Origin of the sequence: Romboutsia sp. CE17, from assembly GCF_012317385.1 — a bacterium.
In the GTDB taxonomy this organism is placed as follows: Bacteria; Bacillota; Clostridia; order Peptostreptococcales; family Peptostreptococcaceae; genus Romboutsia_E.
Window position 1 is genome coordinate 2,487,036 of the sequence record NZ_CP051144.1, and the last position, 17,582, is coordinate 2,504,617.

General features: G+C 27.4%; 16 protein-coding genes. 1 reads left to right on the top strand and 15 read right to left on the bottom strand.

Going from position 1 to position 17,582, the window contains the following annotated elements:
• Window positions 1-17: 17 nt before the first annotated feature.
• Window positions 18-872, top strand: a complete 855-nt coding sequence (locus HF520_RS11860) for a tagatose bisphosphate family class II aldolase (protein WP_168574226.1) — start codon at window positions 18-20, stop codon at window positions 870-872.
• A gap of 66 nt (window positions 873-938) precedes the next feature.
• On the opposite strand, the gene HF520_RS11865 is transcribed toward HF520_RS11860, so the two are convergent.
• The 15 genes from HF520_RS11865 to HF520_RS11935 form a co-directional block, all read right to left on the bottom strand.
• On the bottom strand, window positions 939-2,330 hold the full coding sequence (locus tag HF520_RS11865) for an MATE family efflux transporter (protein WP_168574227.1): 1,392 nt from the start codon (window positions 2,328-2,330) through the stop codon (window positions 939-941).
• An 11-nt stretch (window positions 2,331-2,341) separates the two neighbouring features.
• A complete protein-coding gene (locus HF520_RS11870; protein ID WP_168574228.1) occupies window positions 2,342-2,779 on the bottom strand; it encodes a MarR family winged helix-turn-helix transcriptional regulator in 438 nt (145 codons plus the stop codon).
• 213 nt (window positions 2,780-2,992) lie between these two features.
• A complete protein-coding gene (locus HF520_RS11875) occupies window positions 2,993-4,330 on the bottom strand; it encodes an MATE family efflux transporter (RefSeq protein WP_243155150.1) in 1,338 nt (445 codons plus the stop codon).
• A 253-nt stretch (window positions 4,331-4,583) separates the two neighbouring features.
• Window positions 4,584-5,057 (bottom strand): L,D-transpeptidase, encoded by a 474-nt coding sequence (locus HF520_RS11880; RefSeq protein ID WP_168574229.1) that lies wholly within the window; start codon window positions 5,055-5,057, stop codon window positions 4,584-4,586.
• 205 nt (window positions 5,058-5,262) lie between these two features.
• Window positions 5,263-6,567, bottom strand: a complete 1,305-nt coding sequence (locus HF520_RS11885) for a putative manganese transporter (RefSeq protein ID WP_243155151.1) — start codon at window positions 6,565-6,567, stop codon at window positions 5,263-5,265.
• A 251-nt stretch (window positions 6,568-6,818) separates the two neighbouring features.
• Window positions 6,819-7,598, bottom strand: a complete 780-nt coding sequence (locus HF520_RS11890) for a prepilin peptidase (RefSeq protein ID WP_168574230.1) — start codon at window positions 7,596-7,598, stop codon at window positions 6,819-6,821.
• A 17-nt stretch (window positions 7,599-7,615) separates the two neighbouring features.
• Window positions 7,616-8,677, bottom strand: a complete 1,062-nt coding sequence (locus tag HF520_RS11895) for a type IV pilus twitching motility protein PilT (protein WP_168574231.1) — start codon at window positions 8,675-8,677, stop codon at window positions 7,616-7,618.
• A 24-nt stretch (window positions 8,678-8,701) separates the two neighbouring features.
• Window positions 8,702-10,246 (bottom strand): hypothetical protein, encoded by a 1,545-nt coding sequence (locus HF520_RS11900; RefSeq protein ID WP_168574232.1) that lies wholly within the window; start codon window positions 10,244-10,246, stop codon window positions 8,702-8,704.
• Between the two features lie 16 nt (window positions 10,247-10,262).
• Window positions 10,263-10,679, bottom strand: coding sequence for a prepilin-type N-terminal cleavage/methylation domain-containing protein (locus HF520_RS11905; protein WP_168574233.1), 417 nt, complete (start codon window positions 10,677-10,679; stop codon window positions 10,263-10,265).
• Window positions 10,680-10,707: 28 nt separating this feature from the next.
• On the bottom strand, window positions 10,708-11,307 hold the full coding sequence (locus tag HF520_RS11910) for a PulJ/GspJ family protein (RefSeq protein WP_168574234.1): 600 nt from the start codon (window positions 11,305-11,307) through the stop codon (window positions 10,708-10,710).
• A gap of 14 nt (window positions 11,308-11,321) precedes the next feature.
• Complete coding sequence (gene pilO / locus HF520_RS11915) at window positions 11,322-12,203, bottom strand: type 4a pilus biogenesis protein PilO (protein WP_168574235.1); 882 nt, start codon at window positions 12,201-12,203, stop codon at window positions 11,322-11,324.
• A complete protein-coding gene (locus HF520_RS11920; RefSeq protein WP_168574236.1) occupies window positions 12,196-13,758 on the bottom strand; it encodes a hypothetical protein in 1,563 nt (520 codons plus the stop codon). Before HF520_RS11920 ends, pilO begins: the two co-directional genes overlap by 8 nt.
• Before the next feature lie 13 nt (window positions 13,759-13,771).
• Window positions 13,772-14,977 carry a type II secretion system F family protein gene (locus HF520_RS11925; RefSeq protein WP_168574237.1) on the bottom strand — a complete coding sequence of 402 codons (1,206 nt, stop codon included), beginning with the start codon at window positions 14,975-14,977 and terminating at the stop codon, window positions 13,772-13,774.
• A 15-nt stretch (window positions 14,978-14,992) separates the two neighbouring features.
• On the bottom strand, window positions 14,993-16,672 hold the full coding sequence (locus HF520_RS11930) for a GspE/PulE family protein (RefSeq protein WP_207711001.1): 1,680 nt from the start codon (window positions 16,670-16,672) through the stop codon (window positions 14,993-14,995).
• A gap of 71 nt (window positions 16,673-16,743) precedes the next feature.
• Window positions 16,744-17,229, bottom strand: a complete 486-nt coding sequence (locus HF520_RS11935; protein WP_330586256.1) for a type II secretion system protein — start codon at window positions 17,227-17,229, stop codon at window positions 16,744-16,746.
• Between the last annotated feature and the right edge of the window lie 353 nt (window positions 17,230-17,582).

Sequence of the window (17,582 nt, forward strand, 5' to 3'; positions counted from 1 at the left end):
CTTAAGGGGGAATAAACATGAAAATATTATCAACTAAAGAAATGTTAAAAAGAGCTCAAAAGGAAGGATATGCAGTACCTGCCTTTAATATACATAATTTAGAAACTCTACAAGTAGTTGTTGATACAGCTAATGAATTAAAATCTCCAGTAATTTTAGCTGGAACACCTTCTACATTGGTTTATGCAGGTGGAGATTACATAGTATCTATGGCCGAAGTAGCTTCTAAGAAATATGACATACCAATTGCAATACACTTAGATCATTACGAGGATGTAGAAGATATAAAGCATTATATTGATTTAGGTTTCAAGTCAACAATGATAGATGGTTCTCACTTATCATATGAAGATAATATCAATATAGTTAAAGATGTTGTTGATTATGCTCATAGATTTGATGCAACTGTAGAGGCTGAACTTGGAAGACTTGGCGGACAAGAAGACGATCTTGTAGTTGATGAAAAAGATGCTATGTATACTAATCCAGCTCAAGCAAAAGAATTTGTAGATAAAACAGGTATAGACTCTCTAGCTATAGCTATAGGAACTGCTCATGGGTTATATAAAGGTGAAGCAAGGCTTGATTTTGATAGATTAAAAGAAATAAGAGAAGCCGTTGATGTACCTTTAGTATTACATGGTGCTTCTGATGTCCCTGATTATCTTGTAAAGAAAGCTATATCTCTTGGAATATGTAAAGTTAATATAGCTACAGATTTAAAAATACCATTTTCAGATGCTTTAAAAAAATATTTCAGTGAAAATCCGAAGAGTAATGATCCTAGAAAATATATGGCTCCTGCAAAGGAAAGTATGAAAAAGGTAGTTGCTCATAAAATAGAAGTTTGCGGAAGTAAAAATAGATATTAATAAATATTTAGATATAGTTTCCTTAATAAAAAAATACTAGAATTTAAAATTCTAGTATTTTTTATATTATATAACCTCTATGGATTTTACATCTTTAATGATTTCATCTGTTTCAGTTTTAAAGTTCTTTCTAAGCTCTCTAACTAAAACTATACCCGTGATAACTGCTGATACAGTATCTGCAGTAGGTTGAGCAAACCAAACTCCATTTAATCCAAAGAAGTTAGGTAATATAAGTACCATAGGTATTAGTATTATAACCTGTCTTAATAACCCTAACACCATAGCCATTTTTGCTTTTCCTATTGATTGTATAAAGTTACTTCCTACTATTGATATACCTACTATTGGCATTGCAAGAGCATATTTTCTAAGTCCAATTATAGTTATATTCATAAGTTCTGGATCTTTATTAAACATTACAACTAAAGCTTGTGGTGCAAGTTGTATAACTAAAGAACCTAGTAAAAATACTATACTTGCTGATATTAAACTTATTTTTAGAGCTTTCTTAGCTCTATCATATTTTTTAGCTCCATAGTTAAATCCTACTATAGGTTGCATACCTTGCACAAAACCAAAGGCTGGCATTACAAATATCATACTTATTGAACTAATTGTTGCCATTGCACCTATTGATAAGTCTCCACCATATGTTTTTAGTGAAGTATTGAATATAAGCTGAACTACACTGTTTGTTAATTGCATTGCAAATGGAGCACAACCTATAGCAAATATAGCTCCTATGATTGATTTGTTTAACTTTAAGTTTTTCTTTTTAAGACTTAAGTTAGATTTTCCTCTTAAATAATATAATAAACCTATCATTGAAGAAGTGATTTGAGATATTACAGTAGCAAATGCTGCTCCTTTTATTCCCATATTAAATTTAAATATAAATAATGCATCTAATACTATATTCATAGCACAACCTATAATCATTATAGTAGCTGATAGTCTCGGATTACCATCTCCTCTTATCAAGTTACTAAACATCATCGACATTATACTAAATGTTGCTCCAACTAGTATGAAGCTCATATACGCTTCGGCATAAGAAATGGTACTGTCACTTGCTCCAAATAGTATAAGCATTTTATCTAAAAATACTGTTCCAAGTATAGTTAAGGTAGCCCCTATTATTGCTGCTAAACTTATTGCATTCCCTATAATACGCTCAGCTTCATTCCTTTTACCTTGACCTAATTTTATAGATATATTTGTAGTTGAACCCACACCTACAAGTGTTCCAAAGGCAGTTATTACTGACATTACCGGCATTGCTACTCCAAGACCTGTTATTGCCATAGGTCCAACACCTGGCATATTACCTATAAATATTCTATCTACTACATTATAAAGTGCATTTACCATCATACCTATAATTGCCGGTACTGAGTATTTTAATAAAAGTTTTCCAATTGACTCTGTACCTAGTACATTTTGATTATTATCCATAAATCTCCTCCTTATATATTTATATTTTTACCTACTTTTTCAAGTAAATTTCTCAAAGTTTCCTCTTCTTCTTCAGTTAAATTCTCACTTATCATTTTGTTCCATTCATCAAAAGCATTTAAAATATTAACCTCAACTTCTCTAGATTTTTCAGTTAAGTAAATTCTATTACATCTTTTGTCACTACTATCTTTTACTCTAGTTACAAGATCTTTCTCTTCTAGCTTTTTTATTACTCTAGCAGTTGTTCCCTTATCTACCTTTAACCTCTCTGATAGTTCTTCTTGATTTTTACCATCTTGAATATATAAATCCATAAGGTACATAAATTGACCTGAGTTAATATCATACTTAGATACTTCTCTATTTATAAAAATTCTTGATTTTCTATATAATTGAGAAATATATTTAGCAATATATCTATTGTTATTACTTTTTTCTTTAGACATATTCATACCACCTTTTATTAGTTGTTCATTCAACTATCTTAGTATATCTTATAATAGTTGTATGAACAACTATTATAAGATATTTATTTATGTGACTTATCAATTTTTAACATCTATTACACTTAGTAGCTCACTTAAATTTTTAATAACAAAGTCTGCTAACTTTACTTAAGATGGCCTTAAGACAAAGTAGCAGACTTTTGGTTTTTTATTTTAATAATTCATTATTTCCCCATTATTTTGAACTTTTGGTTTTAATTTGCTTAAAAATATTGTTGCAGTTATTGTTGTTATAATCTCGGCAAATGTAAATGATAGCCATACACCATTCATTCCTAAAAAGGCTGTTAGAAGAAGTAAAATAGGTATAATAGCTATGCATCCACGCATTATAGAAACAACAAAGGCACTTTTCATTCTTGTTGTCGCACTTAAAAAGGCTGCTATAATAATATTAGGCCCAGCAAAGAAGAATCCGGTAAAGTATATTCGTAATCCATTTATAGCAATAGGAATTAACTCCACATTATTTTCGCTGTTAAAAATAGCAATAATATTATATGATAAAAGGAAAGTCAATATGTATATAATAGTTGCAATACATAAAGATAATGTAATAGCATATTTTAATACTTGCTTCATCAATATACTATCATTTTTTCCATATCCCTCGCTTATTAGTGGCTGTATTCCCTGTGAAATTCCTGTAAATATTGAAACTACTACAAGTGCTACATTTGCAACTATTCCATATGCAGCTACTCCTACAACTCCTGTAATATCCAATATTACAAGATTAAATATAATAAGAACAATCCCTGATGAAATTTCCGTAATAAATGCTGACAAGCCAAGTCCTAAAATATTTATTATGATTTTTATATTTATCTTGCATTTTATAAGTTTAAAGTTATTTTTTTGTTTTATAAAATGTGAAGATAAAATACAAAGACTTATAATTGGTGCAAGTCCTGTAGCAAAGGCTGCCCCAAACATTCCCATTGAAAACGGAAAAATAAATATATAGTCAAGAACAATATTTGAAAAACTTCCTATAAGCATTGCTACCATAGATAATCTTGGATTTCCATCATTTCGTATAAATGCAAGCATTATATTGTTTAGTATAAAAAATGGTGAAAAACAAAGTATTGTTGTCAAGTAAGTACTTGACATTGTTAATGTAGCACCCTCTGCTCCAAGTAGCTTTGCTATTGTTGTAGATAAAAATATACCCACAATAGACATAATAATTCCTATAACTATTCCTACAATAACAGTGTTGGAAAAAATTGAGTTAGCCTTTTCATCTTCATTTTGTGACTTTAAAATACTATATTTTGTTGCTCCTCCAATACCAATCATCAAACCTAAACCATTAATAATGCAATAAATTGGAATAGAAAAGTTCAATGCAGCTAGTCCATTTGATCCAAGAGCATTGGAAACAAAAAAAGTATCTGCAAGGATATAACAAGATAGTCCTATCATTCCTATAACATTAAGGCTCACATATTTAAAGAAATTTTTTAGTACATAATGTTTATTCACATAAAACCTCCTATAAAAAAAGCTCAGACAACATCCCTTCTAAGACCTAATGGAATGTGTTTGAGCACTTTAATTTGTTTTACCCGGTAGCAAAACAAAAGTATTTTATTATTTAATTATTTAAATAATATCATGCATCTAGTTGTTTTTCAATGTATAAAAAGATTTAACCTTCATATAAGTATTTAAATATAATTACATTTAAGATTGTCGTACAGCATTATTTAAACTATATATTTTAGAGATTTTTATGTTAATTAATAATTATTGTTGTGCCTGTAGGTACATTGTAGTATATCCATGCTGCATTTTCTGTAGCTAATCTTATACAGCCATGGCTTATTGCTACCCCAAGTCTATCATCATATACTTCTCCATCTGATAACCTATATAATATGGAGTGGTAATAATATTCTCCTGTAATATTAGTGGCATATTTTACAAATACAGTACTTCCTTCTGATGTTATAGATTCGTATTTTGACCCTACATTAAATACACCTTTTATAGTTGGTGTTGAAGGTTTGCCTACTGTGCAACTCCACTTATGAATTAATGACCACTGATTATTTTCTTTTCTATATATATAAGTTAGCTTATCTCTAAGTGATGTTACCATTAGATAATTAGTTGGACTTTGGATTTTATTATCATTTACAAATCCAGTCATGTCTGTATTAAATTTAGAATAATCTAATACACGATTATTTACTATTCTTTTCCTCATAATTCCTCCAATATTAAGATCAATTTTTATTCTAATAATTAAACTCATTATTGTATATTATTAGAATGCTTATATAAATGTGCAATTTATTGGAGTATAAGAATTTTTATGATTATAATCTTCATTAAATATAAAAAATGCTAGAATCTATTGTTCTAGCATTTTAATTATATATATTGACTCAATTTTTATTTCTAAAATATATCTAATTCATTACCACATACACTACAAAACCTATCAGTATGGCTGGAATAGTAGTTAAAATTGTAGCCCATAAAGCTGATTTTTTATCCATTGCTATAAGTGGGAATAGTGCATCTCCATCTTGAGATATTGAATTTGCAACTAGAGCTGCAAATGGTATAATTCCCTTTGAATATAGAGATATAAATATAATTTGTATTCCACATCCAGGTACAATACCTAGAACTGCACCTATTACTACAGATATCATACCATTCACTAGTAATATAGAATGTAATACTTCTTCTCCACCAAGAACCATTACCCCTAAATCATATACTAAATATCCTATAAATATCCATGTTATAACAAAAGCTGTTTCACTTGCTGAATGTATTATCATCTCTTTAAATGATAATATCTTACTTTCAACTTCCTCATGTGTAGTATTTTTTATATACTTTTTAGATAGCACTGTATAAATTATAGATAAAGCTAGTCCTAGTAATGCTATTATACTTTCAATTGATAATACTAAGCTTTCTTCATGTTCATGAGTATGTCCGTCTTCATCAATATGTTCTTCTTCATTAGTGTGCTCTTCATGAGCCTGTTCATATGAATATGTGTGTGTATGCGAATGCACATGTGAGTGTCCAAGTCCTCCACTATGAGAAGTTATCATAATCACAAATCCTATTGCTATAAGTAAATAATATATTTTATATCCTATTGAATGAGTAAATTTATAACCTAATTTACTTATTTTTCTTTTTTCATTATGATGAAGTGCATGATCTACTTCGTCATTTTCTTCATGACCTATATGTTTCTTCGCATTTAAATCTATCCTTAATCCTTTTTCAAAATCTGTTTTTTGAGGATTACTACAGTTACAATTATAGAGTTTGCTTTTTCTAAGTTTTAATTTTTTATCTAAATGTAACATATCCACTATATATCCACAAATTATAGCTGTTACAAAACTTATTAAACTAACTCCTAGATATGATTTGATATCTGTAGAAATTAGTATAAAGGCTGCATCACCCATACTAGATACTAGTGTTGCCACTAAAGCTCCAAAGCTTACTTTATTTTTTACGTATAGTGGGATTAGTATAATACTACCTCCACATCCTGGTATTATTCCAAGTATCGCTCCTATAATTGGCTGTATTCTTTTATTATTTTCTAAAATATTTACCATGTTTCCACTTGTTTTATAATCTATATATCCAAATATTAGTATTACTACTCCTAGTAATACTCCTACATGTAAAAAAGATTCTTGTGCCGCATTTATGATTATATCTATTAATTCCATGTTATCACTCCTAACTCTATTATGTATTATAACAAATATCAAATAATTGTAAATGATAATTTTTATCATTTACAATTATTTCAATTAAAGTTAGGATTTTTTATGATAAAATGAAAAAACTCTATCCTTGTTGGTAAAACCATACTAAGATAGAGTTATTTATTAAATTTAATATCTATTAGTTCGTAAATTTTATATATCATATTTTAATAAAAATATAGCTAACTTTAATTTCGTACTATTTTTATAATTTAAATCATTAAATTCATATACCAATTTATAATATCCGTTCCACATATAACTGCTATAAATGCCCCTACTGATATAAATGGTCCATACGGAATCATAGAATTATAATCTATATTTTTTAAATTACTATATATTATTATAATTACTCCATATATAGCTCCTACATATATACTTAATAGTATAGTTAAAAGTCCTAATTTAACACCAAGAAATAATCCAATCATAAAGAATAGTTTAATGTCTCCTCCACCCATTACTTCTTTTTTAACTATTAATTCTATTAAATTTATAAGTAAAAGCATTCCTCCTCCGCATATTATAGCACCTGCTAAACTATCTAATAGAGAGATTCCTTTTCCTGTTAGGTTAAATATTACTGCGAATAATGATCCAAATATTATTATCTTATCTGGTATTATATAATGATCTATATCTATAAAAGTTATTATTATAAGCAGTGAGGTTAAAACTAAATAATTAATTATTATAAAATTCATGCCGTATACTTTATATACTAACACAAATAATATTCCCGTTAATAATTCAATTAATGGATATCTTAATGATATTTTACTATCACAATAACTACATTTTCCTTTTAAGAATACCCAACTTAATATTGGTATTAGGTCTTTTGGTTTTAATTTTGTATTGCAATTATAACAATGCGATGGTGGATTTGATATTGATTGATTATTTGGTATCCTGAATATACATACATTAAAAAAACTTCCAAATATTATACCAAATATAAATATCATTACATTAATATATGCTTCCATTATAATAATCTCCTAATTTAATATCTTTCACCAATAAGTTTAGATGTATATTCATAATCTGTACATCTACTTAATACACTATCTCTTGATATTAAGCCTTGTCTATATAAATTAATTAATTCTTGATCCATAGACTTCATCCCTTGCTTACTACCTGTACTGATTATATTTTGTATTTGATAAGTTTTATTTTCTCTTATTAGATTTCTTATAGCTGTATTTGATACCATCACTTCAAAAGCTGCAACTCTTTTTCTACCATCTATAGTAGAAATAAGTTGTTGTGAGATTATACCTTCACAAACCGTTGATAATTGAGTTCTTATTTGTTGCTGCTGTTCTGATGGAAACATATCAACTATTCTATCTATTGTTTTAGCGGCCCCAACTGTATGTAGAGTTGAGAAAACTAAATGGCCTGTTTCTGCTGCTGTTAATGCAATAGATATTGTTTCTGGATCTCTCATCTCACCTATAAGTATTACATCTGGATCTTGGCGAAGTATTGATCTTAATGCAGAATTAAAACTCTCTGTATCTTGCCCTATTTCTCTTTGATTAACTATACTATTTTTATGGTGATGAACATATTCAATAGGGTCTTCTAATGTTATTATGTGTTTTTGTTGATTTTTATTTATTATGTCTATTAAACTTGCAAGCGTTGTACTTTTTCCACTTCCTGTTGGTCCTGTTACTAATATAAGTCCTTTATGCTTTTGCGTAAATGTTTTTAATACTTCTGGTAGCCCTAAAGTTTCAAAATCTGGTACTTGCGCAGTTATAGCTCTTATTGCTATAGCATAATTTCCTTTTTGCTTGTATGCATTTACCCTAAATCTTTCACCAGTATCTATCTCTACAGAAAAGTCACATTCTCCATTTAATTCTAACTTTTTAAAGTTTTTTTCTCCAGCTAATTCTTGAACCATTTCCATTGTGTCATAATTAGTCAGTTTTCTATCAGTCAGTTTTAAAAATTTTCCTTTTACTCTAGCTATAGGTTGACTATCTACTGTTATATGTATATCAGATGCTCCTAATTCTATAGCCATTTTTAGTAAGTCAAATATATTCATTTTGTACTCCTATTTTGCATTGCTTTATATTTTGTCATGTGTTTTTATAGAATAGTTTGTTCTATATTCTCCATTTGTTGTTTTTTGTGTTTTAAATATTACCTTAGATTTTATTTTATATTTCTTTCCTCTGTTAGTTCCGCTAGATATTATTTCTATTGATATATCATCTACACTTTGTACTTTATTATTTGAATATAATAGTACTATAGGTGTCCTTTCTATTGCTTCAACAGAGTATCCATAATTGTCTTCAAATGGATAAGTATAACTTGGTAATTCTACATATATACCCGGAATATCATCACCATTATCTGGTGGATTAATTGTGCCTGGAGGATCTGGCAATGTCACTTCTCCATCTATATCTACCGGAGTATATCCAAGTTTACATTTTAGTTCTATTAAGTTTATTTTTATAGCTTCTAAATTTAAGCATACTTTCTTCAATTTTTCATATGTAGTTGTATTTAGCGATTTATAATTATAAAAGTATTCAATATATATTTTATATAATTCACTCTCAAGATCATTATATATTTTTTCTTGTATCGCTATATCAATAGAATCACAGATTCCACTCTTCATAGTATTTATTGTATTTTCCCATTCACTTGCAGTCGATGAAAGATATTGAAACTTAATAAAATTGTATGTATTTCCAGGATATGAACTTCCTTCATACCTAACACCATTATTTATATAGTCTAATAATTTTTGTGAAGTAGTATGACCAAGAGTATTTACTTTATCCACTAAAGTTTGCTGAGAATTATGCTCAAGGGATGTGATACTATTTGCTAAATCATATATACTATTCTTTAATTCATTTGATATATACTGTTGTATCGATTCAACAGTATAACTATGATTACTGTCATTATAATTTTTTATAAACTTATTATATATATCATTACTATCAGTAGATATTCTATCAGACCATTGGTCTTTTATTCCTTCTATATATAAAGGTTTATGGTCTTTATGTATTTCATCACTGCTATATATTTTTACCAAAGAATTACTAATATCACTTAGTGCTAAATAAACTGTATCTTTTATTTCATTTCTAATACTATCATTCTCTGTAGTCGTAACCCACTCCTCAGAAGTATCCCATATTAATTTATACTTTAAATCATATATATCTGATTGAAGTTGTTGTACTGATGAATAATTATTTGAAATTATATCGTATAAATTTATAATTACATCATTTAATACTCCATAACTATTATTTATACCCTGTAATTTATCATAAGCATTAATTAATTCATTTTTTACAATTGCAAAATCATCATTTTTTGATTTAGTAAGTCTACTTAGCAATTTAGATGAACTTTGTGGATAATTATTAACCTTAAACTCTATTTGTTCTATTATCTGTGATATAGTATTCTCTATACCAGCCTCTGCTGCATACTTTGCATCTACAGTAGTTAATGAATTTTGATTACTCTTTATTTGGTTATTAATTTGCGTAAATATTGTGCCTGTAAATATTATTACTAAAGCTAAAACTACTATTACAAGCACAAGCGCATTACCTCTATTATTATTTTTTTTCATACAAAATCTCCCTATTTTAAGTAGAATTGCTTCGCCCAACAACAACTTGGGTAATTATCTGCACTTTCTTTCTGCTATCCTTAGGATTTTTATATTTCACAGTTACATTTACTTCATACAATAAATCGCTCTTTTGTTCTACTAAAACATCTATATCACAATTATCAAATGTATAATTATGATTTTCACCAATTATAAATTCGTTATTTTCTAAATCTTTTAAATTAGAAGTATTATTATTTTTTATTTGTATTCTTATATTTTCAACTTCACTCTGTGCTAAACTAAGTGAATTAATATCTATTTCATTCTTTTTATTATTTTTAATACTAGTATTTATTACACCGAAAAACACTAGTATTAAAATAGACAAGATGCTTAGTGATATTAATATTTCCGCTAAAGTAAATCCTTTAGAACTCCTGTTTTTCATTTTAAATTTCTCCATATTTTTAAATCTATCAATTTTCTTTTATATTTGATATATCTGTATCAGAACTACTATCTAGAGTATTTACCTCATTATCCATATTTCCATTGTCATCATTACTATCCAAATCTAAGGTTAATCTAGTAGATGTATGAAATGAATACTTTTTATTTACTTTATTTTCTTTATAATTTACTATAACTTCATATACACCTTTATTTTTAGTTTCATTTATTAAAAATGGATTATCATCATATCTTTGCTGACCATCAACAATTAATATTTCACTTGAACCCTCTTTTCGAGTCAAATTATATGTATCTTTATTTTTTTTAGTATGGTTTTCAACTATATAATCTATAGTTGTGTTTTCTTTAAATATCGTATATTTGTAACTTATATTATTTATGGTTTCTTTATCTCCAATTGATTTACTTTGTTCTATATCTTTAGTTAAATATTGATTAATTAAATTTGCACTAGACATATTAAGCGTTATATTTTTTTGATTATTAGTATATATACTTATTCCGCTAATAATCTTATATCCAATAGCTATAACTATACTAAATATAGTTATAGCTATTATAAGCTCCATAAGAGTGAATCCACTATTACCTCTCTTTTTCATTAATTAGCCTCCAATTATCTACTCGTAGTTTTAAATGGATTATATTTTCCAGGCTTCCATGTTGTTGGATCATCATTGTTAAATTCTAACAATGGATTTTGAGATGAATAGCTTATAAATTTAAATGTTGCTGTAACTATACCACTCGCTTTTGGTGTAGTGTTATTATTTAACTCCGTCAATACTGTATATGGTTTACAATTTTCATCAGGCGTATTTTTACCACTCTGATATGCAGATCCTGATTGTATTTCTTCGCCACTTTGGCTTGATTCTAACTGTAACACTGGACAATCTTGCTTGTGATATAAAGTTCCACTATTTGTCCAATATACTGTATTATTAGGTACAATACTTGATATGTTTTCACTTTGACTTATATCTTCCTCTTCTTCATAAGTCTTTATATCAAAATCTAATACTTGAGTCATATTTTCTTGTTTTTCAAGATAATGCATTATTTCTCTTACATTTTTATAGCTGCCTCTAACCTGTATAGTTGCTGGTAAAGCGTAAAAATTATCATATTGTTTTATGTCTTCAACTGAATATTGTATTAAATCAACATCTACTTCGCTCATAAGATTTGAAAGACCTATTAAAAACATTCCATCCTGTATATCATATGATAAAATTTTACTTTTTACTTTTAGTTCATTTTCTAAACTCTCCACATTTTTTTCTATAATTGATATTTGAGCTATTTCATCTTCTAATTTATCGCTCTGATTTTGTAAGGATTCTAAATTAGACCTAGATTCTATAAACTCTGAGTATTTTGGATATATAAATACATATACATAACTAAAAAATATAACAAAAACTGAAATTACTATAAATATCTCTTTTATATTTAATTCTTTTTGTAATATGCTCTTTTTTTCTTTGCTATTCACTTAAAACTGCACCTTCTTTCAATACCGCAACTATATTAAAATTATATCCACCGTTTTCTTCATCTTTTGTACTACTTTTTAATTGTACCGATTCAAAGCAACTAAGATGCGTTAAACTATATACAAATTGTCCTATATTATATGAATTATTAGATATACCTTCTATTACCATAGTATTTGGTATCTGATCATATATTGGCGTTTCATTATCTTGTTGTGAATTAGCATTTTCTTTATTATCTTCTGATATATTTTCTTCTTTATTAGCTAATGAACCTTCATTGTAATGTACATCTATATTAGTTAAATCAACAGTATAAGGTATGTTATTATCTATTAGATCTAATACCTCTGCCCATGTTATTGATTTACTTTCCAAACTATCATATATTGAAATTTGTTCTTTTAAATCTTCAATTCTTTTTTCCATATCATCTATTTTTTTATATTGTTCTGATATATTATCTAAACTGATTTGTTCTGATTCTATAGTTCTATTAATCTTAGAATTTAATATGCATAGGGCAATATAAGGTAATGAAAGTATTATCAAAGAAACAATACCTATTGATAATCCCTTTTTTAGACTATCTTTATTTCTTTGATTATCTATAACACTATATGGAAGTAAATTCATAGTATTATAGCCTTTTTTATATTTATTAATTAACATGCTTCCTAATGCATCACATATTTTGCTAATCTCATAATTTTGTAAATCACCTTTAATATCTTCTTCTATATCAAATAAATACTCTATTCCTTCTAAAACTTCTATATCGAATTCTTCTCGGAATGTATTAACAACTTCTTTATTGTGATTTTGCTCACCTATTAGAACTATATTATCAACATTTTTCCCAAAGTTTCTTGAAGAATAAAAATTTATTAGTCCTCTTATTTCATCTACTAATGCTAAACAAACATCATGATTAGTTTTATCATTTATTTTAATTGGAATATTGTCATGGATAAATAAACTATCATTTGCATATATATTAACTAAACTTCCGTAATTACCTATATTAAGCATCATCATATCTTCATATACAATATTTTTAAGTAATCTATCATAAGATGTAGACATTGTATCTATACATTCTAAATTTAACTTATTTTCTTTAAATATATTTAAAATTGTATCTAGTTCATCATTTAATATAGCAGCCATTATTACATCTAATGTAGTAGAATTGTCTTTTATATTCTCTTTTGTTACCTCATATGAAAAAGTATATTTTTCATAATCTAAAGACATCATTTCATACATTTCGTTTTTCATTATTCCATCTAAGTCCTTAGGACTTACTTTAAGAATATTATTTTGCTTTATTATTACATCCCTAGTATTTAAACAAAGCACGACATTCTTAGTTTTAGATTGTATTAATTTTAAAGCTTCTCTTAATAAACTATATTTATCATCGTAATCTATATCTACATCTTCACTAGATATAAATTGAAGATCTTTTATAAGGTATTTATCTTTTTTATAATTATATTTTCCCTCAACTATAGATACATAATTTCCGTAATATGATATATATAATTTCATCATTCGTCCTCCATTATAATGAGTCATATATGTTTAACATCGGTAAAAATACTGATATTACTAAAATTGCAACTATTATACCAACAATTATTATCATAGTGGGTTCTATCATCGCTACAAGTCTAGTTAAATATATTTCTGATTCTTGTTCATAAAATTCAGCCATTTGCTTACTTATAATTTCAAGTTGCCCTGTTTGCTCTCCGATTGCTATCATTTGTATTAATACCGAGTCAAAATAATTATGCCTTTCTAAATTTTCTGCTAAGGTTTCCCCCCTTATAACTCCTTCTTTTACATCTGAAACTGCTTTTTCAGCTAGTGAATTATTTAAGCTTGCCTTTATATGATCAAGCCCTTTCAACATTGGATATCCTGTTGAAATAAATAAATATAAAGTTCTTGAGAATCTCATTGATACTATACTATTTATTCCTTTTCCAAGAAGAGGTATTTTATTTATTATTAAATCTTTGTTATGTCTTCCTATTGGTGTCTTTATGTATTGAAGGAATAAATATGACATGATTACAACTAAAATTAAAATTATCCACCAAAATTTTCCCATAAAATTACCAAATGCCATTATTATCTTTGTCATAAATGGTAACTCTCCACCAACATCAATTATAGAATCTATCATTTGGGGAATTACGAAACTTGTGAATATAAATAACATTACAATAGATAATATAGCTATTATTGCTGGATATGTTAATGCATTCTTAATTTTTTGATTAACTCTATGTTCTCTTTCATAAAAAGTAGCCATACTTTTCAAAACCTCTTCAAGTGTTCCTGTTTCTTCTCCTGTTTCTACCATGGCACCCAAAATCTTTGGGAATTTAGAATCTTTTTCTAACATAGCATCAGCAATAGTTCCACCTTTTCTTATAACATCGACAATTCTGGTTATCTCCAATGCGAGTACCTTATTTTCTGTTCTCATTGCTAACGTTTCAAGTCCTGTTAAACTATTTATTCCAGAAGATATTATTATGGCAAACTGTCTACAAAAATGACTTATTGCATCTGATTTTAGTTTTTTTCTTTTAATATCTTTTTTAAATAAACCTAAGTAAGTCTTTTGTTTTATATCCACAACTCTTAATTTTTTAGCTTTTAACTTCTCTCTTGCTTCACTTAAATCTTTAGCTTCTATAATTCCCTTTGTTTTTGAACCATCTGACATTATCGCTATATAAGTAAATTTATTCATTTTCTATCATTCCTTTTAGTCACTAATAAATGTTACTCTTAACATTTCTTCAACTGTAGTTTGACCATCTAAAACTTTATAAGCTGCATCTTGCTTTATACTTTTCATACCAAGCTCATTTGCTTTATTTAATATTTCTTCTTCATTAGCATTTTTATCAATTAAATCTCTTATATCTTTTGTTATTTGTATGATTTCATATATACCTAGTCTACCTTTATACCCAGTATTATTACATTTATCACATCCTCTTCCTTTAAATAAAGTCAGATGTTTATCTAAATCATAACCTAATACTTTTTTCTCTCCTACACTAGCTATATATTCTTCTTTACAGAATGGACATATTTTTCTTACAAGTCTTTGTGCTACAACACCAATTAATGAAGATGTTATAAGGAAACTATCTATATTCATATCTATAAGTCTTGCTATTGCTCCGATTGCAGTATTTGCATGTAGTGTACTTAAAACTAAATGTCCTGTAAGTGATGCTCTTATTGCTATTTCTGCAGTTGCATGATCTCTTATCTCTCCGACCATTATTATATCTGGGTCCTGTCTTAAAAATGCTCTTAAAGCACTTGTAAAATCAAGTCCTGCTTTATAATTTATTTGAGATTGATTTATTCCTTGTAACTCATATTCTACAGGATCCTCTATTGTAAGAATATTTTTTTCTACATCATTTAATTGATTTAGCATTGAGTATAACGTTGTTGTTTTACCACTACCTGTTGGACCTACAACTAATATTAATCCATATGGATTTAATAATAATTTGTCATATATATCTATTGATTCTTTGCTAAGCCCTAGTTTATCTTTACCAATCATAAAACTTGATTTATCTAGCACTCTCATAACAACTTTTTCATCTTTACTAGTTGGCATCGTTGATACTCTAAAATCTATTGGTTTATTATCTACTGTAAGATATATCCTTCCATCTTGAGGAAGTCTACGTTCTGATATGTTTAAATTAGCCATAATTTTTATTCTACTTATTATAGCCTTGTATGCCTTGGCACTTGTCTTCATATGTTCCATGAGAATTCCATCTATTCTAAATCTAACTCTCATTAAGTCACCATCATATTCGATATGAATATCACTTGCTTTTTTTCTTACTGCACTTTCTAATATACTGTGAACAAGTCTAACTATTGGAGCTGCATTTATATCTTCATCGCCTGTTATCTCTTCTTTTATTATACTTTGTACATCATTTTTTGCATATTCATTTATTGCTTTATCTATATCTGTATTTGAATACCATATTTCTATTGCTTGATTTATTTCTGAAATGGTTGCTATATGAGGCACTATATCCATACCTGATATACGTCTTACATCTTGTATAGCTTCTCTGTCTTGTGGATCTTCCATTGCTAGATATAGTTTTTTTTCATCTATTTTATAAGGGAATACTTTGTATCTTTTACATATGTTTTTAGGTATTTTTTTTACCGCTTCTGTTCTTATATTTGATGGAGTTAGGTCTATTGTGTCTACTTTTAATATTTCTGTTAGTACATTTGTTAATAATTCTGCTGTTATTAACCCTTGCTCTATAAGTATTTCACCTATTCTTTTTCCTGTTTCTTTTTGCAACGATAGGGCTTTTTGTAGTTGTTCTTCTGTTATATATCCGTATTGAACAAGTTTATCTCCAATTCTTATTTTTTGCATCATAATTATTACCTCTATCTATTAAATTTAATATATTTATCAAAAAAGCAGGGATAATATCCCTACTTTATTTATTATTTTAATATTTCAACATTAACTTTTTTAGCTGTTTGATTTCCATTTATAGCTTCCGCAACTTTTTCAGCTATATCTTTATGTTTAGTTGTTATAGTTAATTTAGCTGTTTGATTTTTTACCACTAAAGAATATTCAGCTTCTTTACTTAAATCATTAACTTCTATTGATTCAGTTGTTGACTTAGTTGTTGGTTCAGCTGGTGATTCATCTTCTGATTTTGCTTGCATAGCTAATGTAGTACCATCCATTGCTTTTGTATAAGTTCCGTCAACTAAACTATCATCTGCATAAGTTGCAAGTACTTGAGCTTTTATAGCACTATAATCTGCTACTATATCTGCTACTTTTGCTTTATTTATATTTTTCATTAATGATGGAACAGCAACTACTGCTAATATAGCTATTATAGCTATTACTACTAATAATTCTACTAATGTGAATCCTTTATTATTTTTTCCCTTTTTCATTATTTTTTTTAACATAATATCCCTCCTATTTCTATCTTATTGATTTATTAAAAGTGGTTCTTCCACTTAAAATGGCGTATATTTTTTGCATAAAAAACTCCCCTTAGGAAGGTATCTAAAATCAACTATAATTATTATGCAAATTACATCTGAGATTTTACCATATTCTGTATTTCCAAGCAACAATTTTGATTTTATTTTAAGTAAAAATATTATTAGAAAATATACAGCTTTTCCGTAGATTTCAATTGCGTAAATGAGATTTAATTATCAAATCTCTATACTTAATAGATTCCCATATTCTGTATTTCCAATCAACTATTTTGATTTCATTTTAAGCAAAATATTAGTTAGAAAATATACAGTTT